Origin of the sequence: Zemynaea arenosa (assembly GCF_004614185.1) — a bacterium.
GTDB classification, from domain to species: domain Bacteria; phylum Pseudomonadota; class Gammaproteobacteria; order Burkholderiales; family Burkholderiaceae_D; genus Telluria; species Telluria arenosa.
Map to the genome: position 1 here is coordinate 1 of NZ_SPVF01000018.1, position 20,444 is coordinate 20,444.

The following is a 20,444-nucleotide window of genomic DNA, read 5'->3' on the forward strand; positions in this document are numbered from 1 at the left end:
CCTGACCGGAGCCGCTGTCCGCCCGGCAGCCCCGCCCAGGGCCGATTCTGGGCTGCTGGGCGGCACTCGGCTACACTAGCGGCCATGACGCCGCACCGATTCGCCTGTCTCCTCGCCGCCGCACTGGCCGGGTGTAGCGGGCAGTCCGACCCGCCGGCCCAGGTCTCTGTCCCGGCGCCTGCGCCAGCCACCACCGCCGCGGCGACGGCCGCGCAGACGGTGGCCGAGGCCCCGGTTAGCTATCCGATCCTGTTCGTCACCCAGGTCCCAGTCCATACAGACATGGCGGGCCGCCTGTCCGCCTTTGCCAATCACCTGACCGGCGTACAGCGCGTGCCGCGCGGCGGCGACCTGTGGTTGCGCTACCCGGATGGCCGCCTGCGCAACCTGACCCGCGAGGCGGGCTTCGGCCACGCCGGCCTGCAGGATGGCAGGTCCATCGCCGTGCGCGAGCCGGCGGTCGACTGGAGCGGCGGGAAGGCGGTGTTCTCGATGCTGGTCGGCGCCTCGGGTGGCACCTGGCAGATCTACGAAGTGACCGGCCTCGGGCCGAAGGACAAGGCGCGCATAGTGCGCGTGCCCACCCAGCCGGCGGGCTACAACAATGTCTCCCCGCTGTACGCCAGCGATGGGCGCATCCTGTTCACCTCCGACCGCCCGCGCGGCGGCGAAGCCCACCTGTATCCGCAGCTGGACGAATACGAGGCCACGCCCACCACCACCGGCATCTGGAGCCTGGACCCGGCCAGCGGCCAGCTGCGGCTCCTGACGCACACGCCCAGTGGCGCTTTCTCGCCCATCGTGGACAGCTACGGCCGCATCGTGTTCACCCGCTGGGACCATCAGCAGCAGGACCAGCTGGCGCAGCGCGACCGCGACGCCCAGCACAATGGCGTGGCGCTGCCGTTCAAATCCTTCAACTACGCGGGGGAAGCGGCCAGCGACCCGGCGACCACGTCGCGTGACGAGCCGTTCCCTGAATCGCGCGCGGGCAGCACGGGTCCGTACGGGGATGTGAGCGCCTTCGCCACCAACTTCTTCACCGCCTGGACCATCAACCAGGACGGCACCGGCGAGGAGACCCTGAACCACGTCGGCCAGCACGAACTCTCCTTCGGCTACCTGACCCCGAGCTTCAAGAACGACCCGGCGCTCACCAGCCGCACGCTGGACACCCTGCACGCCAACCAGCTATCGATCCGGCGCGAGGGCGGCCTGTTCCACCTGCGGGAAGATCCGCGCCAGCCCGGCACCTACTTCGGCACCGCCGCGCGCGAATCCGGCTCCTTCACCACCGCCCAGATCGTGCGGCTGACCGGGGCGCCGCAGCTCAACGGCGAGCAGATGACGCTGACCTCCGTCACCGAGCCTTCGCCGTCTGACCTGTACCAGGGCGGCCGCTTCCGCAACCCGCTGCCGTTGTCGGACGGTGCGCTGATCGCCAGCCACACGCGCAGCATCGGCCCGGTCGACCAGGGCGGCACGCTCGATGGCTTGCGCCTGGTGCGGCTGGAGCGGGATGCGGCCACGGGCCGCTACCGCGCGGGCGCACCCCTGACTTCCGGCCTGCGCAAGTCGGTCCGCTGGCCAAGCCCGTCCGGCATGCAGGCATACAGTGGCGACCTGTGGGAGCTGGAAGCCGTCGAAGTCCGCCCGCGCCGCGCGCCCGACCGCCACGAAGGTCCGCTGGAAGCGCCGGAACGCGCCGTGCTGGCCGAGGAGGGCGTGGACGAAGCCGCGCTGCGCGCCTGGCTGACCCGCCGCGAGCTGGCGCTGGTCGTCACCCGCGACCAGACCACGCGCGACCGGGCCGACCGCCAGCAGCCCTACAATCTGCGCGTGCCCGGCGGTGTCCAGACACTCGCGAACGGTGCTTCCGGCGGAAGGGTGTACGATATCGCCCACTTCCAGCTGTTTGAAGCCGAGCAGCTGCGGGCCTACCCGGACCGGCCGGGCCGGCGCGTGCTGGCCGAACCGCTGCGCGACATAGCGAAAGTCCCGAATCCGCCCAATCCGGCGGGTCCGCCGGGCAGCGTACGGATCGCGGCGGACGGCTCGACGGCGGCCTTCGTCCCGGCCCGGCGCGCGCTGACGTGGCAGACCACCGACCCGCGCGGCACGGCCATCGTCCGGGAGCGCAACTGGATCACGTTCCAGCCGGGCGAGATGCGCACCTGCGCCTCCTGCCATGGCGTCAACAGCGTGACCCAGGCGGGCCTGCCGCCCCCGGTCAACAAGCCGGAGGCGCTGCGCCAGCTGCTGCGCTATTGGAAAAACAATTTGAACCCATGACCGATCACACCAACGCAACCAACGACGTAGTCAACAGCGCCGCCAACATGGCAACGCCGGACGGCACCACGACCGCCGCCACCGACACCTTCCCGACCCCGGTTGACCTCCACACCCACCACAAGGCCGGCCTGGGCGCGCTGACCCTGGCCGCCGTGGGCATCGTCTACGGCGACATCGGCACCAGCCCCCTGTACACGCTCAAGACCATCTTCGACCCCACCCACGGCCTGCCGCTCAATTCCTTCAATCTGCTGGGCGCCATCTCGCTGATCTTCTGGGGCCTGATGATGATCGTCTCGCTCAAGTACGTGACGCTGGTCCTGCGGGCGGACAACCGCGGCGAGGGCGGGATCATGGCCTTGATGGCGCTGGCCCTCAATTCCGTCACCACACGTTCGCGCTGGCACGGCGTGCTGCTGATGATCGGCGTGTTCGGCGCCACCATGTTTTACGGCGACAGTGTGATCACCCCTGCCATTTCGGTGCTGGGCGCGATCGAGGGCCTGGAAGTGGCCGCTCCTGGCCTCGGGCGCTACGTGGTGCCGATTTCAGTCGTCGTGCTGATTGCGCTGTACTGGCTGCAGAAGCGTGGGACTGCGGGCATCGGCAAATTCTTCGGTCCGATCATGATGGTGTGGTTTGCCGCGCTGGCGGCGATGGGCATCATCAACATCGTGGCCGAACCGGCTATCCTGCAGGCCCTGAATCCAATCCATGCCGTGCGCTTCCTGGCGTCGAATGGCTTCATCGCCTTCGTCGCGCTGGGCGCCGTGGTGCTGGCCTTCACCGGCGCCGAGGCGCTGTATGCCGACATGGGCCACTTTGGCAAGAAGCCGATCCGCGCGGCCTGGGGCTTCGTGGTGGCGCCGGCGCTGGTGCTCAACTACTTTGGCCAGGGGGCGCTGCTGATCATGCGCCCGCAGGCGATCGAGAATCCGTTCTTCCACCAGCTGGGCGAGTGGAGCGTGTACCCGCTGGTGATCTTGTCGACCCTCGCCGCGGTGATTGCGTCGCAGGCCACCATCTCCGGCGCGTTCTCGATGACCAAGCAGGCCATCAACCTGGGCATGCTGCCGCGCATGCGGGTGCTGCACACCTCCGCAACCGAGATCGGCCAGATCTACATCCCGGCCGTGTGCTGGGCGCAGCTGCTGGTGGTGCTGGGCGCGGTGACGGGCTTCGGTTCCTCGGACAAGCTGGCCGGCGCCTACGGCATCGCCGTGACCGCGACCATGGGCGCGACCACCATCCTCACCTTCTTCGTCACCCGCTACCGCTGGAAGCTGCCGCTGATCCTGTGCTTCGGCGCCACCGGCTTTTTCTTCATCATGGACGTGGCGCTGTTCTCGGCCAGTGCCCTCAAGCTGTTCCACGGCGGCTGGTTCCCGCTGCTGCTGGGGATTGTTCTATTCACCATCATGCTGACCTGGCGCACCGGACGCGCGCTGGTGTTCGAGAACCTGGAGAAGCATGCGATCCCGCTGGACGACTTCCTGCAGTCGGTGTTCGTGGCGCCGCCGCAGCGTGTGGCGGGGACCGCGATCTTCATGCGCGGTGAGACCGACGGCGTGCCGCACGCGCTGCTGCACAATCTCCTGCACAACAAGGTGCTGCACGAGCGCGTGGTGTTCCTGACCGTGCATATCCTGGAGCAGCCCTTCGTGGCGGACCGCGACCGGGTGAAGATCACGCCGCTCGGCCACGAGTGCTACCAGGTCAACGTCTATTACGGCTTCAAGGAAGAGCCGAATATTCCGAAGGCGATGGACCGTTGCGGCGAGCAGGGGCTGGCGTTCGAGATGATGGAGACCTCCTTCTTCATCGCCCGCCAGACCGTGATCTCGACGCCGGAACGCGGCATGGCGCAGTGGCGCGAGCACCTGTTCGTGGTCATGACCCGCAACGCCCGCGCGGCAGCCGACTACTTCCAGATCCCGTCCAACCGCGTGATCGAGCTGGGAACGCAGGTCGAGATCTGAAGCGTCGCCGCGTATGCATCGGCACATTTGGTCACAAATGTAAGACAAATTTTGGACACCGGCGGGCAGACCGCGCGCGCGGCATGCTGGTACACTTCCGCGTCTTTATAACCTGACAGGTGTCCGTCTCATGAACTTCAAGCCTTTCCTCGCTGCTGCCTTTGTGGCGGCTCTTTCGCTGGCCGGTTGCGGCGGCGGTGGTGGTGACTCCGGCGGCAGCAGCAATCCGTCGCTGATCTACTCCGGCAACCCGACGGCTCTCAAGACGACCGACATCACCGTCGGCACTGGCGCGGAAGCCGTCAATGGCAAGACCGTCGAGGTGAAGTACACGGGCTGGCTGTACAACGACAAGGCCACGGACTTGAAAGGTACGCAGTTCGATACCGGCACCATCGCAGGCGCGAACGCGTTCGTGGTCGGGAACAATAGCCTGATCAAAGGCTTCGACCAGGGCCTGGTCGGCATGAAGGTGGGCGGCAAGCGCACCATCCTGATCCCGTCCAGCCTCGGTTATGGCGCCGCCGGCCGCGCCCCGTCGATCCCGGGCAACGCAGGCCTGGTGTTCGAAGTCGAGCTGACTTCGGTGAAGTAAGCCACCCGGCGCGCAACAAGAAAAGCCAGCCTGCGGGCTGGCTTTTTTGCGTCCAGCGTGTGCGCAGCCTCAGTCGCGCAAGGCCAGCACCGGCGTGATCCGCATCGCGCTGAAGGTGTGCCGCAAGGTCGACACCAGCGCCACCAGCAGCGCTACGCCGAGCGCGAAGGCCACAGTCCACAGGCCGATCGGCGCCTTTTCCGTGAACGAGGACAGGTAGCGCTGCGTCGCCAGCCACGCCACGGGGAGGCCGATCAAGGCCCCGATTCCGATCAGCGCCATGAACTCGCGCGCCACCAGCTTGCCGATGTCTGCGCCGCCCGCGCCATACAGCTTGCGCAGCACGATCTCGCGGGTGCGGCGCTGCACGCTGTAGGCCGACAGCACGTAGATACCGAAGGCCGCGATCGCAATCGCGATCAGGCTCGAAGACGCCAGCAGCTTGGCCAGGCGCCGGTCTTCGTCATAGTTGCGCGAAAAGAGCGCGGGCATGCGCTTGATGTCCAGCACCGCGTTCGGGAAGAAGCGCGGCCACATCTCCTCGATCGCATGCTGCACCTCCTCCATGTGCCCCGGCGCGCGCACGCTCAGTACCGCGGTGCGGTTCTCCAGGAAGTACACGGTCGGCTGCATCGTCTCGCGCGCGCTGCGGTGGCGGATGTCCGGCGCCACGCCCACCACTTGCATCGGCGGGCTCTTACTGTCGGTCATCGGGAAATGCACGAACTTGCCGGTGGCCTCCTGCGCGCTGGCAAAGCCCAGTGCCTTGATCCCGGCTTCGTTGATGACGATCTTGTTGTCATCCTCGATCTTGTCCATGGACCGGTTGTACAGGCGGCCGGATACGGGCTTGAGGCCATACACATCGAAGAAGTCCGGGTCCACCAGCAGGTAATGGATCTCGGTGGAGTTGCCTCCCTCGCGCTGCAGGGCGGTGCTGTTGTGGTTCCGGGTGACGGGAGCATCCGACAGTGCCACCCCGGTCACGCCCGGGATGCGCTTGACGGCATCGCGGAAGGCGCTGGTGTTCGCCTTGCGCATGTCGTCCGGCGCTTCCACGACCAGCAGCGAGCTGGCGTCGAAGCCCGGGTCGAGCGAACTGGCGTACTGGGTCTGCCACGCCACGGACAGGGTCAGGCCGGTGAGCCCCATCGCGGTCCCGAACTGCAGCACCGTCAGTACGCGGCGCATCCACAGACCGCCCGTGGTCTCGGCATTGCCGCGGCCCTGCAGGGCGGAGGTCGGGCGCACCTTGAGCGCCGACCACGTCGGGTAGGCGCCCGAGGCCAGGCCGATGCTCACGCCCAGCGCAAGGCTGATCAGCAGGGCGGGCACATCGAACATGTGGTCGAACTTGCGCTGCACGAGGTCCCCGAACACGGGCAGCAGCAGCCACGCGAGCAGCAGGCCGATGGCAGTGGCGATCAGGCACACGAGGATGGACTCGGCCAGGAACTGGCGGCTTACTTGCCCCGCGCTGGCACCGATCACCTTGCGCACTGCGATCTCGCGCTGGCGGCGCAGGGTGCGCACCGTGGCGAGGTTGACATAGTTGGTGGCGGCCAGCAGCAGGATCAGCACCGCGACCGCGGCCAGACCGAGGACGCTCTTGCGGTCACCGTGCGGGATGTCGCCGCTGCCGCCATTGTTGCGCACGTCCGGATCGAGATAGACATCGGCCAGCGGCATCAGCGCGAAATCCAGTGCATTCTGGCCGTTCAGGGCCGCGACCTGCTGGGGGCTCATGCGCTTGTAGAAGGCGGAGTTGAGCATCGCGCGCAGGATCGCATCCTGCACTGGGCCGGGCTGCGGCGTTCCGGTGAACTTGACGTACACCGGGCCGTGCGAGGAGCCCCAGTTGGTCTCCACCAGGTGGCGGTATTCCTGGTCCCAGATCGCGGTCTTGATGCCGGCCAGTGCGGCGTAAGGCTGCACCGTGGCGGCGGGCGGGTCTTCCAGCACGGCGCCGATCAGGTACGGCTTGCCGGCGATGCGCACCGACTGCCCGGCCACGTTGATGGAGTTGAACAGGCGCGTCGCGGTCTCGCGGGTCAGGGCGATGTTGTCCGGCTTGAGCAGGGTGGTCTTGAGGTCCCCTGACAGCACCTTGGGCTGGAAGATCTGCTGGAAGGCCGGATCGACCGTCGTGATCTCGATGGTCTGCACATGGCCGTCGACCAGTACGTCGGTCTCGTGGCTGATGGCAGTGGTGGCCAGCAGCGGCACGCCGCTCGCCACGATGGCGTCGCGGCCCGGAAGGCTGATCTGCTGTCCCCATTCGCCGGACGAACCCACGGTGTTCCAGCGCTGCTTGACGAGGAAGATGCGGTCGTGGTCCGGTACGTGCTGGTCGTAGGAGAACGAGTGGCGCACGAAGCCGAGCAGCAGGAAGCACACGGCAAAACCGATCGCCAGGCCCAGGATCACCACGGCGGAGTAGGCCGGTTCCTTGATCAGGAGGCGCCAGCCAATCCGGAAGTCACGCAAGTTGAGCATTTGATGTCTCCTTACGCGGCCTGCAGCGCGTCGACCACGATGCGGCCATCGAGCAGGTGCAGCGTGCGCGAGGCCTGTGCGGCGTGGGCCGGCGAGTGGGTGACCATGACCACGGTCGTGCCTTCGGCATTGATGGTGCGCAGGATCCGCATGACCTCATCGCCATGTGCGGTGTCCAGGTTACCGGTCGGTTCGTCGGCAAGCAGCACGGCGGGGCCGGCGACCAGGGCGCGGGCGATCGCCACGCGCTGCTGCTGGCCTCCGGACAGCTGGGATGGGCGGTGCCCGGCGCGGTGGCCGATGCCCAGGCGGTTCAGCATCGCGGTCACGCGTTCCTTGCGTTCCCGGGCCGGAGTGCCGTTGTATTCGAGCGCCAGGTCGACGTTCTCGTAGACGGACAGCTCTTCGATCAGGTTGAAGCTCTGGAAGATGAAGCCGATGCGGCCGCGCCGCAGTTCATTGAGCTTCGATTCGCTCCAGCCGGCGATGTTCTTCCCCTCGAACCAGTATTCACCTTCGGTCGGCACGTCCAGCAGGCCCAGCAGCGACAGCAGGGTCGATTTGCCGCAGCCGGATGGCCCGGTGATGGCCACGTATTCACCGGCGCCGATTTCGAGGTCGATGCCGTCGAGCGCGCGGGTCTGGACTTCGCCGGCCTGGTGGACTTTGCTGACGCCATTCAGTTTGAGCATGATGGTTCCCTTCGTGTTGGAGTTGTTCGTTCGATGATTAGTTGGAGAGCTGCAGGGTCTCGGCCTTGCCGAACTGCGCGTAGCTGGAGACGATGACCTTGTCCCCGGCGTTCAGCCCGGAGAGCACTTCGATCTGGCTGTTGGAGCGGCGGCCGATGCGCACCGGGCGCTTTTCGGCGTGGCCGCGGCGGTCCAGCACAAAGACCCACGAGCCGCCGGTGTCGTTGACGAAGGCCGCATTCGGCAGCAGCAGAGCCTGCGCTGGCTGGCCGAGCGTCACTTGCGCATCCATGCTCTGGCCTGGATTCAGGCCTTGGGGCTGGCCGTGCGTGAAGATCATCTCCATGGTGAAACGGCCGTCCTTGATCTGCGGGTAGATGGTGGAGACGTCGACGTCATAGGCCTTTCCGTCCTGCGCGGTCACCCGGCCATGGCGGCCAACCGAGACGCGGTTCAGGTAGAACTCGTCCACGTCCGCCGTCAGCTTGAATGCGGACGGGTCGTCGATGCGGCCGATGTGCTGATCCGGGCGCACGGTCTCGCCAACCTTGAGGCGGAAGCCGGTCAGCTTGCCGTCGGCGGGCGCGCGGAAGGCCAGGGCGTCCACGGTGGCGGTGACGATGCGCAGGCCGCGTTCCAGGCCGGCGATGGCGGTGTCCATCTGAACCAGCGCCTCGTGCTGCACGCGCTTTTCCAGGTCGGCGCTCTTGCGCTCCGTCTCGACAGCGCGTTCGGCCTGCGCCAGCTTGTCGTGCGATTCCTCCAGCGCCACGGAGGAGATGAAGCCCTGGGACGACAATTTCAGGTTGCGCTCGTAGGCCTTCCTGGCCTGGTCCCGCGCGAACACCAGGTCGTCGAGGCGGCGTTCGTGATCGGTGCGGCTGGCTTCCTGCGCCACGCGCAGGTTCTGCAGGTTGGAGATCTGCTGCGCGCGTTCGCCCTGGCGCTGCAGCAGGTCCAGGTTGCGCTGCGTGTTGGACATGCGGAACAGCAGGTCGCCCTTCCTGACCATGGCGCCGTCCTTGACCACCACCTCTTCAACCCGGCCCGATTCGATCGAATCGAGGATGAAGGAGTTGAGCGGCTCGGCGGTGGCGCGCACCACGATGTCGTCGTTGAAGATGCCGCGGGTGACGGTGGCGATGCGGACGTCGCGCTGCTCGACCTGCAGGCCGTGGGGGACAAAGTACCAGACGGCGCCCGCACCCAGCAGCACAGCGAGCACGCCGGCGCCAATCTTCAGCGCGAGCTTGCCGCGCTTTTTCGGCACCACGGTGTCCATGCCGGAGCCGGGTTGGGCGAGGTGGGGAGGAATACGGTCCATGTTCGGGTTTTTCTGGTGTTGAACGAATGACTCGTACAGTGCAAGCAGCGTGCCAGCGTTAAATCCGCTGTTTTTGGCCTGTTTTGACGCGCGCTTGTCCGGTAGTGGACAGTTGCAGGTGTCCGCTTTCGAACAGGTGTTTTTTGCAAAAGCCCGCTGCTAGAATGGCTCGACTTTTTGCCACCCTTTCCCCCTCATGGCCAGCGACGCCGGCACCATCCTCATACTCGACGACGACATCGACGTGGCCTGCGCGGCGCAGCTGCTGCTGCGCCGCCGTTTCGGCAAGGCGCTTACCGCCCACGACGCCGCAACCGCGCGCGAACTGGCGGGTATGCATATGCCGGCTGTGGTGCTCCTCGATTTCAACTTCACGCCCGGGCGCACCGATGGGCGCGAAGGGCTGGAGATGCTGGCCTGGCTGCGCGCGCAGCCGCAGCCGCCGGAGGTCATCGCGATGACGGCGTATGCGGATGTGCCGCTGGCGGTGGAGGCCCTGAAGCTCGGCGCAGGGGACTTCATCACCAAGCCGTGGGAGAACTCGCGGCTGGTGGCGGCGGTGGAGGCGGCGCTGGCCCGCCGCGCTCCGCGTCCGGGCGGCAGCTCGGCGACGGCGGACCTGATGGGCGACTCGGCCGCGATGCGTGAGGTGAAGGCCATGATCGAAAGCGTGGGGCCGACGGAGGCCAACGTCATGATCCTCGGCGAGAACGGTGTGGGCAAGGAGCTGGTGGCGCGCGCGGTGCACCAGGCGTCGCGGCGCGCGCACGGGCAGTTCCTGGCGGTGGACATGGGGGCGCTGCCCGAGACGACGGTGGAGAGCGAGCTGTTTGGCCACCGGCGCGGGGCGTTCACGGATGCGAAGGAGGCGCGCGCGGGACGCTTCCAGGCGGCGCGCGGAGGCACGCTGTTCCTCGACGAGATCGGGAATTTGCCGCTGGCAGCGCAGGCCAAGCTGCTCACGGTGCTGGAGCGGCGCGAAGTCACGCCGATCGGCGCGGACCGCGCGGAGCCGATCGATGTGCGCATCGTCAGCGCGACCAATCTGGAAGAGGCGCGCTTGTTCGACGCCTCCGTGTTCCGGCCGGACCTGCTGTTCCGGTTGAATACCATCGTGATCCGCGTGCCGCCGTTGCGGGCGCGCCGGGCTGATATCGAGCCGCTGCTGCGGCATTACATTGCGTTTTATGAGAGCCAGTATGGCAAGGCGCCGCGCAGTATCGACGGCGCGGCCATCGAACAGCTGCGCGCCTACGCGTGGCCGGGCAACGTGCGCGCGTTGCGGCACGCGTGCGAGCGCGCGGTCATCCTCGGCATGCAGGACAGCTACCGCTACGAGGACTTTGGCGTGGGACCGGTACACAGCACGGCAACGGGGGGCGATACGCGGCGGCTCGGCGGGGCTACCGGTGAGACCGACGGCGACGCGGCTGCGCACGGGACGGGAGGATACGGCACCAGCTCCACTGCCAGTGGCGGAGACGCACTGCGGCCCGCTGGCGGGCACGGCGCCGGCCCTGCGGTCATGGGCGGGGAAGCCTTGCGGTCCGTGGGCGGGCATGGCACTGGTCCTGCAACCGGTGACGGCGATGCTGTGCGGCCTGCGGGCGCGGACATGCTGCGCCTCGATGCGGTGGAGCGCGAGACCATCGCGGCCGCGCTGGCGCAGGCCAACGGGAACATCAGCCAGGCCGCGCGTTTGCTGGGCCTTTCGCGCGCGGCGCTGTACCGCAAACTCGAGAAGCATGGGCTCTGAAGAGCGCACCAAGGTGCGCATCGCCGTCAGCGCCGTGTGGATGGCGCTGATGGGCGTCCTCGGCGGCGCTCACCTGGACTCGCCGCGCATCGCGGTGCTGGCGGCCTGCATCGCGCTGGCGCTGCTGCTTCTCATCGGGCATGACCTGCAAAGCCTGCGCAAGGTGCAGACGAATTTCGGTCCCGAGGTCCTGCCGCTGACGGCCGATCAGCAAGCCTTGCTGGACCAGGCCTTGCTGCTGGAGGCGCGGCTGGAATACGCGCCGATTGCGCTGTTCCGCATCGAGCAGAAGACCGCAGACGTGGTCCATGCTGCCAACACCAACGCGCGCCGACTGGTGGCGCCGGGACGCGCCACCGATCCCGCCGCACTGTTCGCCCGCTTGCGCGGGCTGCCCGTCGATTCGCGCACCATGATCGCTTTCCAGACCGAACGCGGTGACGAGCGCGCGCTGGCAGCCGTGTCCCAGCTTACGCTGCGCGGCGAGACCACGCGGCTGGTGGCCCTGATGCCGGTCGAGAGCGAGCTGGAAGCGGAAGCGCTGAAGGCGTGGCAGCAGCTGGTGCACGTGCTCACGCACGAGATCATGAATTCGCTCACGCCGGTAGCCTCGCTGTCGCATACGGCATTCGACTTGCTGGATGAGTTGCGCGGGCAGGCGCCGCACGATGCGGTGCAGGACCTGGCGACGGCGATGGACGCTATCGGCCGCCGCGCCGACAGCCTGGTGGCGTTCGTCGGCAGCTACCGCAGCCTCGCCAACCTTCCGCAACCGCGGCCGGAATTGATGCGCATGGCGGACGTGTTCGCGCGGGTGGAAGCGCTGGTGGGCGAGGGCTGGCGGGCGCGCGGCGGTGCCGTGACGTTCCAGTCGGATCCGTCCACGCTGGAGCTGCGCGCGGACCCGGGCCAGCTGGAGCAGGCCCTCATCAACCTGCTGAAGAATTCCGCCGAAGCGACGGCCGATCTGCTCCATCCGCAGGCCTCCGTGAGGGCTCGCCTGGCACGCGGCACCCGCCTGCGCATCGAAGTCACCGACAACGGGCCGGGCGTGCCGGACGAACTGTCGACGCAAATCTTCACCCCCTTCTTCAGCACCAAGAAGCACGGCACCGGCATCGGCCTGGCGATGGTGCGCCACCTGGTTCACGCCAACGGCGGCACCGTCCGCTACGCCCGCCCCGCCTCCCGCGGCGCCCGCTTCGTCATCACCTTTTGACCTCTCGTTGAGACGACCCCGCGAGCGCCCGGCGCCACCGGGGTCAGGCCTCGGCACACCGGCATGGGGTCAGGCACCTGGGGAGACGCAGGCCTGACCCCGAGCTATTTGACGTTTGCCGCAACTCCCGCGGTTGACGGATGATTGACTGATCAGCGTGCCAAGGAATGTAACGCAACCGGTTGTGGAGCGTGGTGAGGGGTCAGGCACCAAGAGGGCCGTGAGGCCTGACCCCGCAGGTGAGGTACTGAGGTGTGCGGCGGCGCGCTGCGCTTACGGCGCGGGACGCAGCATGTCGACGTGGAGGATGCCGTCTTCGTCGTAGGGGGCGGTGATGGTGGCGAAGCCGAAGCTGGCGTAGAACTGTTCGAGGTAGGCCTGGGCGCCGATGCGGTTGGCGTACGAGGGATACAGCTCGTCGGCCAGGGCCACGCCGCGCGCCATCAGTTCGCGCCCGATGCCGCTGCCGCGCGCGGCCTGCGTCGTCAGCACGCGGCCGATCGACTTCTCGTCGTACTTGGCGCCCGGCGGCAGCACGCGCAGGTAGGCGGCGATCTCGCGATAGCCTTCGCCCTCCTGCCACGCGATCAGGTGGTGCGCCACCTGATCCAGCCCGTCGAAGTCATTGTAGAAGCACTGCTGCTCCAGCACGAACACCTGCTGGCGCGCAGCCAGCACGGCATACAGCTCGGCGTTGGACAGTTCGGGAAAGGTGGCGACCTGCCACTGCAAGGAAGAGGTCCCGCCCGTCATTCGCGCACGTCCCCGCACAGGCGGCTGCAGTTGTAGCGTTCCACGAATTCATCGAAGCTGATCGTGTCAGACTCCTCGATCTTTTTTTGCTCGGCCAGCGAGGCTGCGGCCATCTCTTCGAATTCTTCCAGCTCCACCGGCATCAGGGGGCTGTCGCGGAAGTGCGCCGCGTGCTGTTCCGTCATGCGCAGGCCGAATGCCTGGAACGAGCCGGCGGCCTTGATCTCTTCCAGCACGCGCGCGGACGGCGTCTTGGATGGATCGGCCACCTTGGCGTCCTGGAAGGCCAGCGACTGCATGTGCGCTTCGTCGTCGCGGTCCTGGTCCAGCAGCATGGCCACGGGCCGGATGCGGTCCAGCAGCTCGGCCGCCCATTCGCGCAGCGGGACTTCCTCTTCACCGCGCGTCAGGGTCAGGGCCGGGTTGCGGCCTTCCTTCACGGTGCGCAGGAAGTTGCGGGCGTGGACCTGCGACTGCATCTCGTTGATATACGGGCTCTCATCGAGGGCACAGAACAGGAGGAAGGCGTCGAGGAAGCGCCCGGTCTCGATCGAGATGCCGACTGGCTCGAAAGGATCGACGTCCAGGCAGCGCACTTCGATGTACTGCACGCCGCGGTTGCACAGCGCCTGCACCGGGCGCTCGCCGGTGTTGATCACGCGCTTCGGACGGATGGTGGAGTAGTACTCGTTCTCGATCTGCAGCACGTTGGCGTTCAGCTGGATCCACTCGCCATCCTTCTTGGTGCCGAGGGCCGCGTAGGGCGGATACGGGCGGTTCACGGCGCCCATCAGCGTGCGCACGTAGGACTCGAGCGAGTTCTCGTGCGGGGTCAGGCCCGCCTGCGCATCGTTCTGGTAACCGAGGTCGCTCATGCGCAGGCTGGTGGCATACGGCAGGTAGAGCGTGTCGTCCGAAAGTGGCTGCAGGTTGTGCTGGCGGCCGCGCAGGAAGTCCTTGGACAGGGCGGGCGAGGCGCCGAACAAGTACATCAGCAGCCAGCTGTAGCGGCGGAAGTTGCGGATGGTGGCGATGTAGCTCTCGGACTGGATGTCGCGCAGCGGCGCGCGGCGCTCTTCCGGGACACCGTCCGCGGCCAGCAGCAGCGGCCACAGTTTTTCGGGCAGCGAGTAGTTGTAGTGGATGCCCGCGATGCACTGCATGGCTTTCCCGTAGCGCAACGCCAGGCCGCGGCGGTACACATGCTTGAGCATCCCGATGTTGGAGGTGCCGTAGTTGGCGATCTCGATCTCGGCTTCCGACGGCAGCTGGCAGGGCATGGACTGCGACCAGATCATCTCGGAACCGAGCTTGGTGTAGACGAAGCGGTGGATCGCATCCAGGCGCGCGACGACGTGGGTGATGTCGGTTTCGGCCGGGGTGATGAACTCCATCAGCGCTTCGGCGTAGTCGGTGGTGATCTGCGCGTTGGTGAGGGCCGAGCCGGTGCCGACCGGGTGCGGCGTGTGTGCCAGGTGGCCGGTCGGGTCGACGCGCAGGGTTTCGCGTTCGACGCCGCGCAGGCCCTGGGTCAGGAGCGCGCGATGCGCTTCGTCGCCGAGCAGGGCCAGGCGGCGGGTGAGTTGGTCGGACACGGGGGAAATCCTTTCTACTGCAGCCGCTTAACGCGGCGGTGTCATATCGTTATGTGGGCAGAGATTACCCGAAATCGCGGGCACGCGTCGGCGGGCGCTAAATTCTGAAGGGAAACCTTAAACCGGTTCAGGCGCAGCGGCCGCCGGTCACGCGTTCGATGCCGGGGAGGTCGCGCCAGCTCTGGACTTCGGTGTATTGATGGTGGGCCAGCAGGGCGCGCACGGCGGCGGATTGGTCGTAGCCGTGTTCCATCAGGAGCCAGGCGCCGGGCATCAGGTGGGCGCGGGCGCCGGCGGCGATAGTGCGCAGGGCGGACAGGCCGTCAGCGTGGTCGGTGAGGGCGCTCACCGGTTCGAAGCGCAGGTCGCCCCCGGCGAGGTGGGGGTCGCCGTCGGCGATATAGGGGGGGTTGGAGACGATCAGGTCGAACTGGCGGTCCGCGCCCAACGCGCAGAACCAGTCGCTGCGCAGGAATTCGACGCGCACCTGATTGCGCTCGGCGTTGGAGCGGGCCAACTCCAGGGCGGCCGCGCTCACGTCAAGGGCTGTGATGACGGCATCCGGCCGCGCGTGGGCGATAGCGACGGCGATGGCGCCGCTGCCGGTGCCCATGTCCAGCACGCGGCCGCGCACGGGCAGGCGTTCGATGGCCAGTTCCACCAGCAGTTCGGTGTCCGGGCGCGGAATCAGCACCGCGTCGGTGACGTGGAAGGGCAGGCCATAGAACTCACGCTCGCCGACGATGTAGGCGATCGGTTCGCCGTTCAGGCGGCGCTGCAGCAGCTCCGTGAGGCGCGCAGCTTCGTCGGCGGTGAGCGTGCGGTCGGACTGGGTGATCAGGCCCACGCGCGTGAGGCCGAGCGCGTGGCCGAGCAAAATGCGGTTTTCGAGCGGGTCGAGCGGCAGGCGCGCCTGCAGCGCTGCGATGCTGTCGCCCGCGGAGATGTTCACGCGGCCTTCATGCGCACACGCAGCAGCGTGGCGACCAGCGCGACGGCGAGGATGCCAAACCACACGGCGGACCACTGCGGCACGGACAGGCCCATGATGGCTTCGGTGGCGTTCTCGCACAGGCCATCGGCGCGGAACAGCTTGGGCAGCAGGGTCGCGGTGGGGACCTTGTTGAGGGCTGTCTCCATCGGGTCGATGCCGCAGCTGAAGCCGGGGTGCGCCAGCACGTACAGGTGCTTGGCCACGGTCGCGATGCCGGCGCCGGCGCTGATGATGGCGAGGCTGGTCCACAGGCGCAGGTGCCTGTTGGTCGCCGCGCCGATCCCCGCGAACAGCGCGATGCCCAGGTAGGCGTAGCGCTGGATGATGCACAGAGGGCAGGGCAGCATGTAGCGCGTCTCCTGGAAGTACACGGCGACGGCGATCAGGGCGATGCAGATGGCGGCGATGGCGGACAGCGTGGTGCGGATGGTCGGCATGGCGGTAAAGGTTGTTGGGGCCCGCGCGGATTGTACCGCGCAAGGCGTTAGCTGTGGCTTAACCGGCCATATGCTCCCGGCGAAAAGCGGAGTGGCTCGGCCGCGCAGCTCTGCGGCCGCGGAATGGTGGCCAGTCCCCGGCGCCGCTCCCGGCGCGGGTACATCGCAGCGCCCGCGCGTGGGACCGCATGCTCTGCGCGCGAGCGCGGTTCGGCTGGCCGTCAGTCGGCCAGCGCGGCCAGGAGCTCGGCCTGGTGTTCGGCGCTCAAGGCGTTGGTGAGCTCCGTCAGGTCGCCGTCCATGATGAAATCGAGCTTGTACAGCGTGAGGTTGATGCGGTGGTCGGTCACGCGGCCCTGCGGGAAGTTGTAGGTGCGGATGCGCTCCGAACGGTCGCCGGACCCGATCAGCGATTTGCGCGTGGCCGCCTCCTTGCTCTGCTGCTCGCGCAGCTGCACGTCCTTGATGCGCGCGGCCAGCACCTTGAGCGCCTGGGCTTTGTTCTTGTGCTGCGAGCGGTCATCCTGGCACTCGACCACGATGCCGGTCGGGAGGTGAGTCAGGCGCACCGCGGAATCGGTCTTGTTGATGTGCTGCCCGCCCGCGCCGGACGCGCGGAAGGTGTCGATGCGCAGGTCGGCCGGGTTGATGTTCACATCTTCCACCTCATCCGCCTCCGGCATCACGGCCACGGTGCAGGCGGAGGTGTGGATGCGCCCCTGGGTCTCGGTGGCGGGCACGCGCTGCACGCGGTGGCCGCCCGATTCGAACTTGAGCTTCGAGTACGCGCCCTTGCCGATCACGCGCACGATCACCTCGCGGAAGCCGCCCAGGTCGGACGCGGACTCGCTCACCATCTCCACCTGCCAGCGGTTGCGCTCCGCGTAGCGCGTGTACATGCGCAGCAGGTCGCCCGCGAACAGGGCCGATTCGTCGCCGCCGGTGCCCGCGCGGATCTCCAGGAAAATGTTGCGCTCGTCGTTGGCGTCCTTCGGCAGCAGCATCTTCTGCAGTTCCAGGTCCAGCTCACCGGTGCGGGTGCGCGCGGCCTCGATCTCTTCCTGCGCGAAGTCCTTCATGTCGGGGTCGGCCAGCATGGCCTGCGCTTCCTCGATGTCCGATTGGGCCTGCTGGTACTGGCGGTAGACCGCGACCAGCGGTTGCAGCTCGGCGTGCTCGCGCGTCATCTTGCGGTAGTTGTCCATGTTGGACGTGGCGTCCTGGGACATCAGCAGTTCGTCGAGTTCGTGGAGGCGGTTGGCCAGTTGGTCCAGCTTGGCCAGCATCGATGGTTTCATGGCGTGGAGACGAGTACAGGTTGAGACAAGGGCCGCAGGCGGGCAGCCAGAGGAGCGGGGCGGCGCGAACAGCGCGGCCCGCACGACGCAAACGCCGCTAACGGCGGCCGCGGAACAGCTGGGGCAGGAGGGAGGCGAGGCGGGCGCGCTCGTCGCCCTGCGCACGGTGCAGCGCCTGCTGCGGGCCATGCAGGAACTTGGCGGTGAGGCCCTTGGACAGCGCCTCCAGCACGGCCTGCGGATCGTCGCCGCGGGCCAGCGCCTTGCGCGCGCGTTCGAGTTCCAGCAGGCGCAGGGCCTCGCCGGATTCGTGCAGGTCCTGGATCACCGGGACCACGGCGCGGTCGTCGATCCAATGCATGAAGGATTGCACGCGCGTTTCGATGATGGCCTCGGCCTGCGCCACGGCGGCCTGGCGGTGCTCGATGCCGCTCTGGACCACCTTGCCCAGATCGTCCACGGTGTACAGGAAGACGTCGTCCAGGCGCGCGACTTCGGACTCGATGTCGCGCGGGACCGCGAGGTCCACCATGAACACCGGCTTGTGCTTGCGCTGCCTGACCGCGCGTTCGACCAGACCGAGGCCGATCAGCGGCAGCGAGGAGGCGGTGCAGGAGACCACGATGTCGAAATTGTGCAGCTGTTCGGGCAGCGCGGCCAGGCGGATGGCGCGGCCGTTGAAGCGCTGGGCCAGCAGCTCGCCGCGCTCCATGGTGCGGTTGGCCACCGTGATCGACTTCGGGTTCTGGGCCGCGAAGTGGGTGGCGCACAGCTCGATCATCTCGCCCGCGCCGATGAACAGCACGTTCTGGTCGCTGATCTTGTCGAAGATGCGCTGCGACAGGCGCACCGCGGCTGCCGCCATCGACACGCTGTGCGCGCCGATCTCGGTGGTGGTGCGCACTTCCTTGGCGACGGCGAAGGAGCGCTGGAACAGCTGGTGCAGGTAGGTTCCCAGGCCACCGGCTTCCTCGGCGATGCGCACCGCGTCCTTCATCTGGCCCAGGATCTGGGCCTCGCCTAGCACCATCGAATCGAGGCCGGAGGCGACGCGGAAGGCGTGGCGCACGGCGTCGTGCTGCGGCAGCATGTACAGGTGCGGACGCAGCTCGGAGAAATTGAGCTTGTGGTAATCGGCCAGGAAGTGGGCGCTGGCGTCGAGCGGGTTGGCGTGACCGCTGGCCGCATAGAGCTCGGTGCGGTTGCAGGTCGAGAGAATCGCCGCCTCGTCCGCCGTGCGGGCGCCGAGCTGCCCGAACCAGGCGCGCGCCGCCTGCACCGCCTGCCCGATCTGGTCCGGGCCGAACGCGAGCTGCTCGCGCAGCGCGACAGGGGCGGTGTTGTGGTTCAGGCCAACGGCAAGGAGTTGCATGGGACGTGCTCTGCGGGAATACCCGTCATTATACAGCGGGCGCGCGCGGGGCTCGTCGGGGGAACTGGGGGAGGATCAGAGCGGTATTCAGCCGCCGAGCTTTTCCAGGCGGTAACCGTAGCTGTACACGGGCACCAGCCGGAAGCCGTTCTCGGGCCGCAGCTGCAGCTTGTTGCGCACGCGGGAGACGTGGGTGTCCATGGTGCGCGAGGGGACGACGGTCTCGCGGATCCACACCGATTCGTGGATGTAGGCGCGCGACAGAGGGCGGCCGATGTTCCGGAAGAACAGCAGCGCGAGGTAGAACTCCTTGTGAGTGACCTCGATCGGCACGCCGCTCATCAAGAGGCGGCCCGGACGGGTCTCGAAGGTGTACTGGCCGAAAGTCAGCTGCTCGGCGCCGTTTTGGGACGGGTAGGCGCGGCGCAGCATGGCTTGCGTGCGCACCAGCAGTTCGCCGCGGCGCAGGGGCTTGATGAGGTAGTCGTCGGCGCCCGCGTCCTTGCCGGCGACGATGTCGTCTTCGCCGGAAGAGTTGGTGATGAACATCATCGGAGTTCCCTCCGGCAGCTTCTCCTTGGCGCGCCGCAGGATGTCCACCGGCGCCACGTCGTGCACATGCCAGTCCATGACCAGCATGTCGCAGGCGTCCTTGCGCAGCTGGCCGAGCAGATCCTTGCCGCTGCCGAAAGTCTGCACGACATGGCCGGCCTGGGTCAGGACCTGAGTGATCAGGTCCGCCTGGGTGCGGTCAGGATCGAGGACGGCGATTTTCATCAGGGGTCGACAGTAGGAGCTGTCCTACAGGGATGTTCCGAAAAGTTACTTCAATATAACAGACATTTACAAAGCTGTGCTACTCAGGCAATGAAACATTTACACTTTAGAACCACGGCCGAGCGGTGCAGGCTGGTGTCATGTTTACACGGTACACTCTATAAACACCCCTGACAATGAACGGGCGGCCGTCAGAATGTAAATCGGCTGGGCTGTTGTAGAAGAGTAACGATGCAAAAGGACAACAAGGACAACTGGACGCTGGTGCCGAAAACGGAGGCCGAGGTGGCTGCGCTGCGCGAGCGCTGCCGGGGCATCGTGCGCCGCCGCGCGGCGCTTGCGGCGGGCGTGTCGGCGGTGCCGATCCCGGGCGTGGATGTGGTCTCCGACGTGGCCCTGTTCACGCGGTTGGTGGAGGAGATCAACCGCTCCTTCGGGCTGACCGAGGCGGAGATCGGGCGCTGGCAGCCGGAAATCCGGGTGATGGCCTACCGGGCCGCGGCCGGGGTCGGCGGGATGCTGGTGGGGCGGCTGGTGACCAAGGAGCTGGTGCTCAAGATCCTGGCCAAGTCGGGCGCCAAGCTGGCGGCCAAGACCACCGCCAAGGTGGTGCCGCTGGCGGGCTCGATCGCATCGGCGGCGATCGGCTTCGCGGTGTTCCGGCAGATGGGGTACCAGCACGTGGAGGCATGCGCCGAGGTGGCGCGGCAACTGCTGGTTGCAAAGACCGGGTAACTGCGGGGGCCGCGCCCGCCCGCCCGTGTCACGCTTGTAAGGACGCGGGCGGCGAGCTGGGGGCGCCGAACTGCGGGCGGCGAGCTGGGGCCGCCGAGCTGCGGCGTCGAGCCGCGGACGCCATGGT

At 67.4% G+C, this 20,444-nt stretch carries 16 protein-coding genes; 6 read left to right on the forward strand and 10 right to left on the reverse strand.

The features are described 5' to 3' along the window. Positions 1-84 precede the first annotated feature (84 nt). The 3 genes from E4L96_RS01450 (at position 85) to E4L96_RS01460 (ending at position 4,869) form a co-directional block, all read left to right on the forward strand. Positions 85-2,292, forward strand: a complete 2,208-nt coding sequence (locus tag E4L96_RS01450) for an HzsA-related protein (protein WP_135205466.1) — start codon at positions 85-87, stop codon at positions 2,290-2,292. Beyond that, positions 2,289-4,274 (forward strand): potassium transporter Kup, encoded by a 1,986-nt coding sequence (locus tag E4L96_RS01455; RefSeq protein ID WP_229414179.1) that lies wholly within the window; start codon positions 2,289-2,291, stop codon positions 4,272-4,274. Before E4L96_RS01450 ends, E4L96_RS01455 begins: the two co-directional genes overlap by 4 nt. A gap of 130 nt (positions 4,275-4,404) precedes the next feature. After that, positions 4,405-4,869, forward strand: coding sequence for an FKBP-type peptidyl-prolyl cis-trans isomerase (locus E4L96_RS01460; protein ID WP_135205467.1), 465 nt, complete (start codon positions 4,405-4,407; stop codon positions 4,867-4,869). A 69-nt stretch (positions 4,870-4,938) separates the two neighbouring features. Here the strand turns inward: E4L96_RS01460 and E4L96_RS01465 are convergent, their stop codons facing one another. Genes E4L96_RS01465 through E4L96_RS01475 form a run of 3 tightly spaced genes read right to left on the reverse strand, consistent with a single transcriptional unit; the run spans position 4,939 to position 9,381 of the window. After that, a complete protein-coding gene (locus E4L96_RS01465; protein WP_135205468.1) occupies positions 4,939-7,365 on the reverse strand; it encodes an FtsX-like permease family protein in 2,427 nt (808 codons plus the stop codon). An 11-nt stretch (positions 7,366-7,376) separates the two neighbouring features. Further along, complete coding sequence (locus E4L96_RS01470) at positions 7,377-8,057, reverse strand: ABC transporter ATP-binding protein (RefSeq protein WP_135205469.1); 681 nt, start codon at positions 8,055-8,057, stop codon at positions 7,377-7,379. A 37-nt stretch (positions 8,058-8,094) separates the two neighbouring features. Then, the gene (locus tag E4L96_RS01475) at positions 8,095-9,381 is read right to left on the reverse strand and encodes an efflux RND transporter periplasmic adaptor subunit (RefSeq protein ID WP_229414180.1); all 1,287 of its coding nucleotides are present in this window, start codon (positions 9,379-9,381) and stop codon (positions 8,095-8,097) included. Positions 9,382-9,577: 196 nt separating this feature from the next. Between E4L96_RS01475 and E4L96_RS01480 the strand changes: the two genes are divergently transcribed. Further along, positions 9,578-11,137 (forward strand): sigma-54-dependent transcriptional regulator, encoded by a 1,560-nt coding sequence (locus E4L96_RS01480; protein WP_135205470.1) that lies wholly within the window; start codon positions 9,578-9,580, stop codon positions 11,135-11,137. Continuing rightward, entirely contained in the window at positions 11,127-12,356 is a 1,230-nt protein-coding gene (locus tag E4L96_RS01485; RefSeq protein WP_135205471.1) for a sensor histidine kinase, read from the forward strand. Before E4L96_RS01480 ends, E4L96_RS01485 begins: the two co-directional genes overlap by 11 nt. A 273-nt stretch (positions 12,357-12,629) precedes the next feature. On the opposite strand, the gene E4L96_RS01490 is transcribed toward E4L96_RS01485, so the two are convergent. From E4L96_RS01490 to E4L96_RS01520, 7 genes are all read right to left on the reverse strand, one after another. After that, positions 12,630-13,109, reverse strand: coding sequence for a GNAT family N-acetyltransferase (locus E4L96_RS01490; protein ID WP_135205472.1), 480 nt, complete (start codon positions 13,107-13,109; stop codon positions 12,630-12,632). After that, positions 13,106-14,704, reverse strand: a complete 1,599-nt coding sequence (gene gshA / locus E4L96_RS01495) for a glutamate--cysteine ligase (RefSeq protein ID WP_135205473.1) — start codon at positions 14,702-14,704, stop codon at positions 13,106-13,108. Before gshA ends, E4L96_RS01490 begins: the two co-directional genes overlap by 4 nt. 127 nt (positions 14,705-14,831) lie before the next feature. Then, the gene (prmC, locus tag E4L96_RS01500; protein ID WP_135205474.1) at positions 14,832-15,656 is read right to left on the reverse strand and encodes a peptide chain release factor N(5)-glutamine methyltransferase; all 825 of its coding nucleotides are present in this window, start codon (positions 15,654-15,656) and stop codon (positions 14,832-14,834) included. Next, complete coding sequence (locus tag E4L96_RS01505; RefSeq protein WP_135205475.1) at positions 15,653-16,135, reverse strand: disulfide bond formation protein B; 483 nt, start codon at positions 16,133-16,135, stop codon at positions 15,653-15,655. The genes prmC and E4L96_RS01505 overlap by 4 nt, the downstream gene beginning before the upstream one ends. Positions 16,136-16,356: 221 nt before the next feature. After that, entirely contained in the window at positions 16,357-17,433 is a 1,077-nt protein-coding gene (prfA, locus tag E4L96_RS01510) for a peptide chain release factor 1 (RefSeq protein ID WP_135205476.1), read from the reverse strand. 97 nt (positions 17,434-17,530) lie between these two features. Continuing rightward, positions 17,531-18,805 carry a glutamyl-tRNA reductase gene (gene hemA / locus E4L96_RS01515; protein WP_135205477.1) on the reverse strand — a complete coding sequence of 425 codons (1,275 nt, stop codon included), beginning with the start codon at positions 18,803-18,805 and terminating at the stop codon, positions 17,531-17,533. Between the two features lie 87 nt (positions 18,806-18,892). After that, complete coding sequence (locus E4L96_RS01520; RefSeq protein ID WP_135205478.1) at positions 18,893-19,582, reverse strand: response regulator transcription factor; 690 nt, start codon at positions 19,580-19,582, stop codon at positions 18,893-18,895. Positions 19,583-19,813: 231 nt separating this feature from the next. Here E4L96_RS01520 and E4L96_RS01525 point away from each other — a divergent pair, with 231 nt between their 5' ends. Continuing rightward, on the forward strand, positions 19,814-20,317 hold the full coding sequence (locus E4L96_RS01525; protein WP_135205479.1) for a hypothetical protein: 504 nt from the start codon (positions 19,814-19,816) through the stop codon (positions 20,315-20,317). Positions 20,318-20,444: the final 127 nt, after the last annotated feature.

Bases quoted from the DNA above. Each gene is read 5' to 3' on its own strand.
- E4L96_RS01450 (WP_135205466.1), top strand. From the start codon at position 85: ATGACGCCGCACCGATTCGCCTGTCTCCTCGCCGCCGCACTGGCCGGG.
- E4L96_RS01455 (WP_229414179.1), top strand. From the start codon at position 2,289: ATGACCGATCACACCAACGCAACCAACGACGTAGTCAACAGCGCCGCC.
- E4L96_RS01460 (WP_135205467.1), top strand. From the start codon at position 4,405: ATGAACTTCAAGCCTTTCCTCGCTGCTGCCTTTGTGGCGGCTCTTTCG.
- E4L96_RS01465 (WP_135205468.1), bottom strand. From the start codon at position 7,365: ATGCTCAACTTGCGTGACTTCCGGATTGGCTGGCGCCTCCTGATCAAG.
- E4L96_RS01470 (WP_135205469.1), bottom strand. From the start codon at position 8,057: ATGCTCAAACTGAATGGCGTCAGCAAAGTCCACCAGGCCGGCGAAGTC.
- E4L96_RS01475 (WP_229414180.1), bottom strand. From the start codon at position 9,381: ATGGACCGTATTCCTCCCCACCTCGCCCAACCCGGCTCCGGCATGGAC.
- E4L96_RS01480 (WP_135205470.1), top strand. From the start codon at position 9,578: ATGGCCAGCGACGCCGGCACCATCCTCATACTCGACGACGACATCGAC.
- E4L96_RS01485 (WP_135205471.1), top strand. From the start codon at position 11,127: ATGGGCTCTGAAGAGCGCACCAAGGTGCGCATCGCCGTCAGCGCCGTG.
- E4L96_RS01490 (WP_135205472.1), bottom strand. From the start codon at position 13,109: ATGACGGGCGGGACCTCTTCCTTGCAGTGGCAGGTCGCCACCTTTCCC.
- E4L96_RS01505 (WP_135205475.1), bottom strand. From the start codon at position 16,135: ATGCCGACCATCCGCACCACGCTGTCCGCCATCGCCGCCATCTGCATC.
- prfA (WP_135205476.1), bottom strand. From the start codon at position 17,433: ATGAAACCATCGATGCTGGCCAAGCTGGACCAACTGGCCAACCGCCTC.
- hemA (WP_135205477.1), bottom strand. From the start codon at position 18,805: ATGCAACTCCTTGCCGTTGGCCTGAACCACAACACCGCCCCTGTCGCG.
- E4L96_RS01520 (WP_135205478.1), bottom strand. From the start codon at position 19,582: ATGAAAATCGCCGTCCTCGATCCTGACCGCACCCAGGCGGACCTGATC.
- E4L96_RS01525 (WP_135205479.1), top strand. From the start codon at position 19,814: ATGCAAAAGGACAACAAGGACAACTGGACGCTGGTGCCGAAAACGGAG.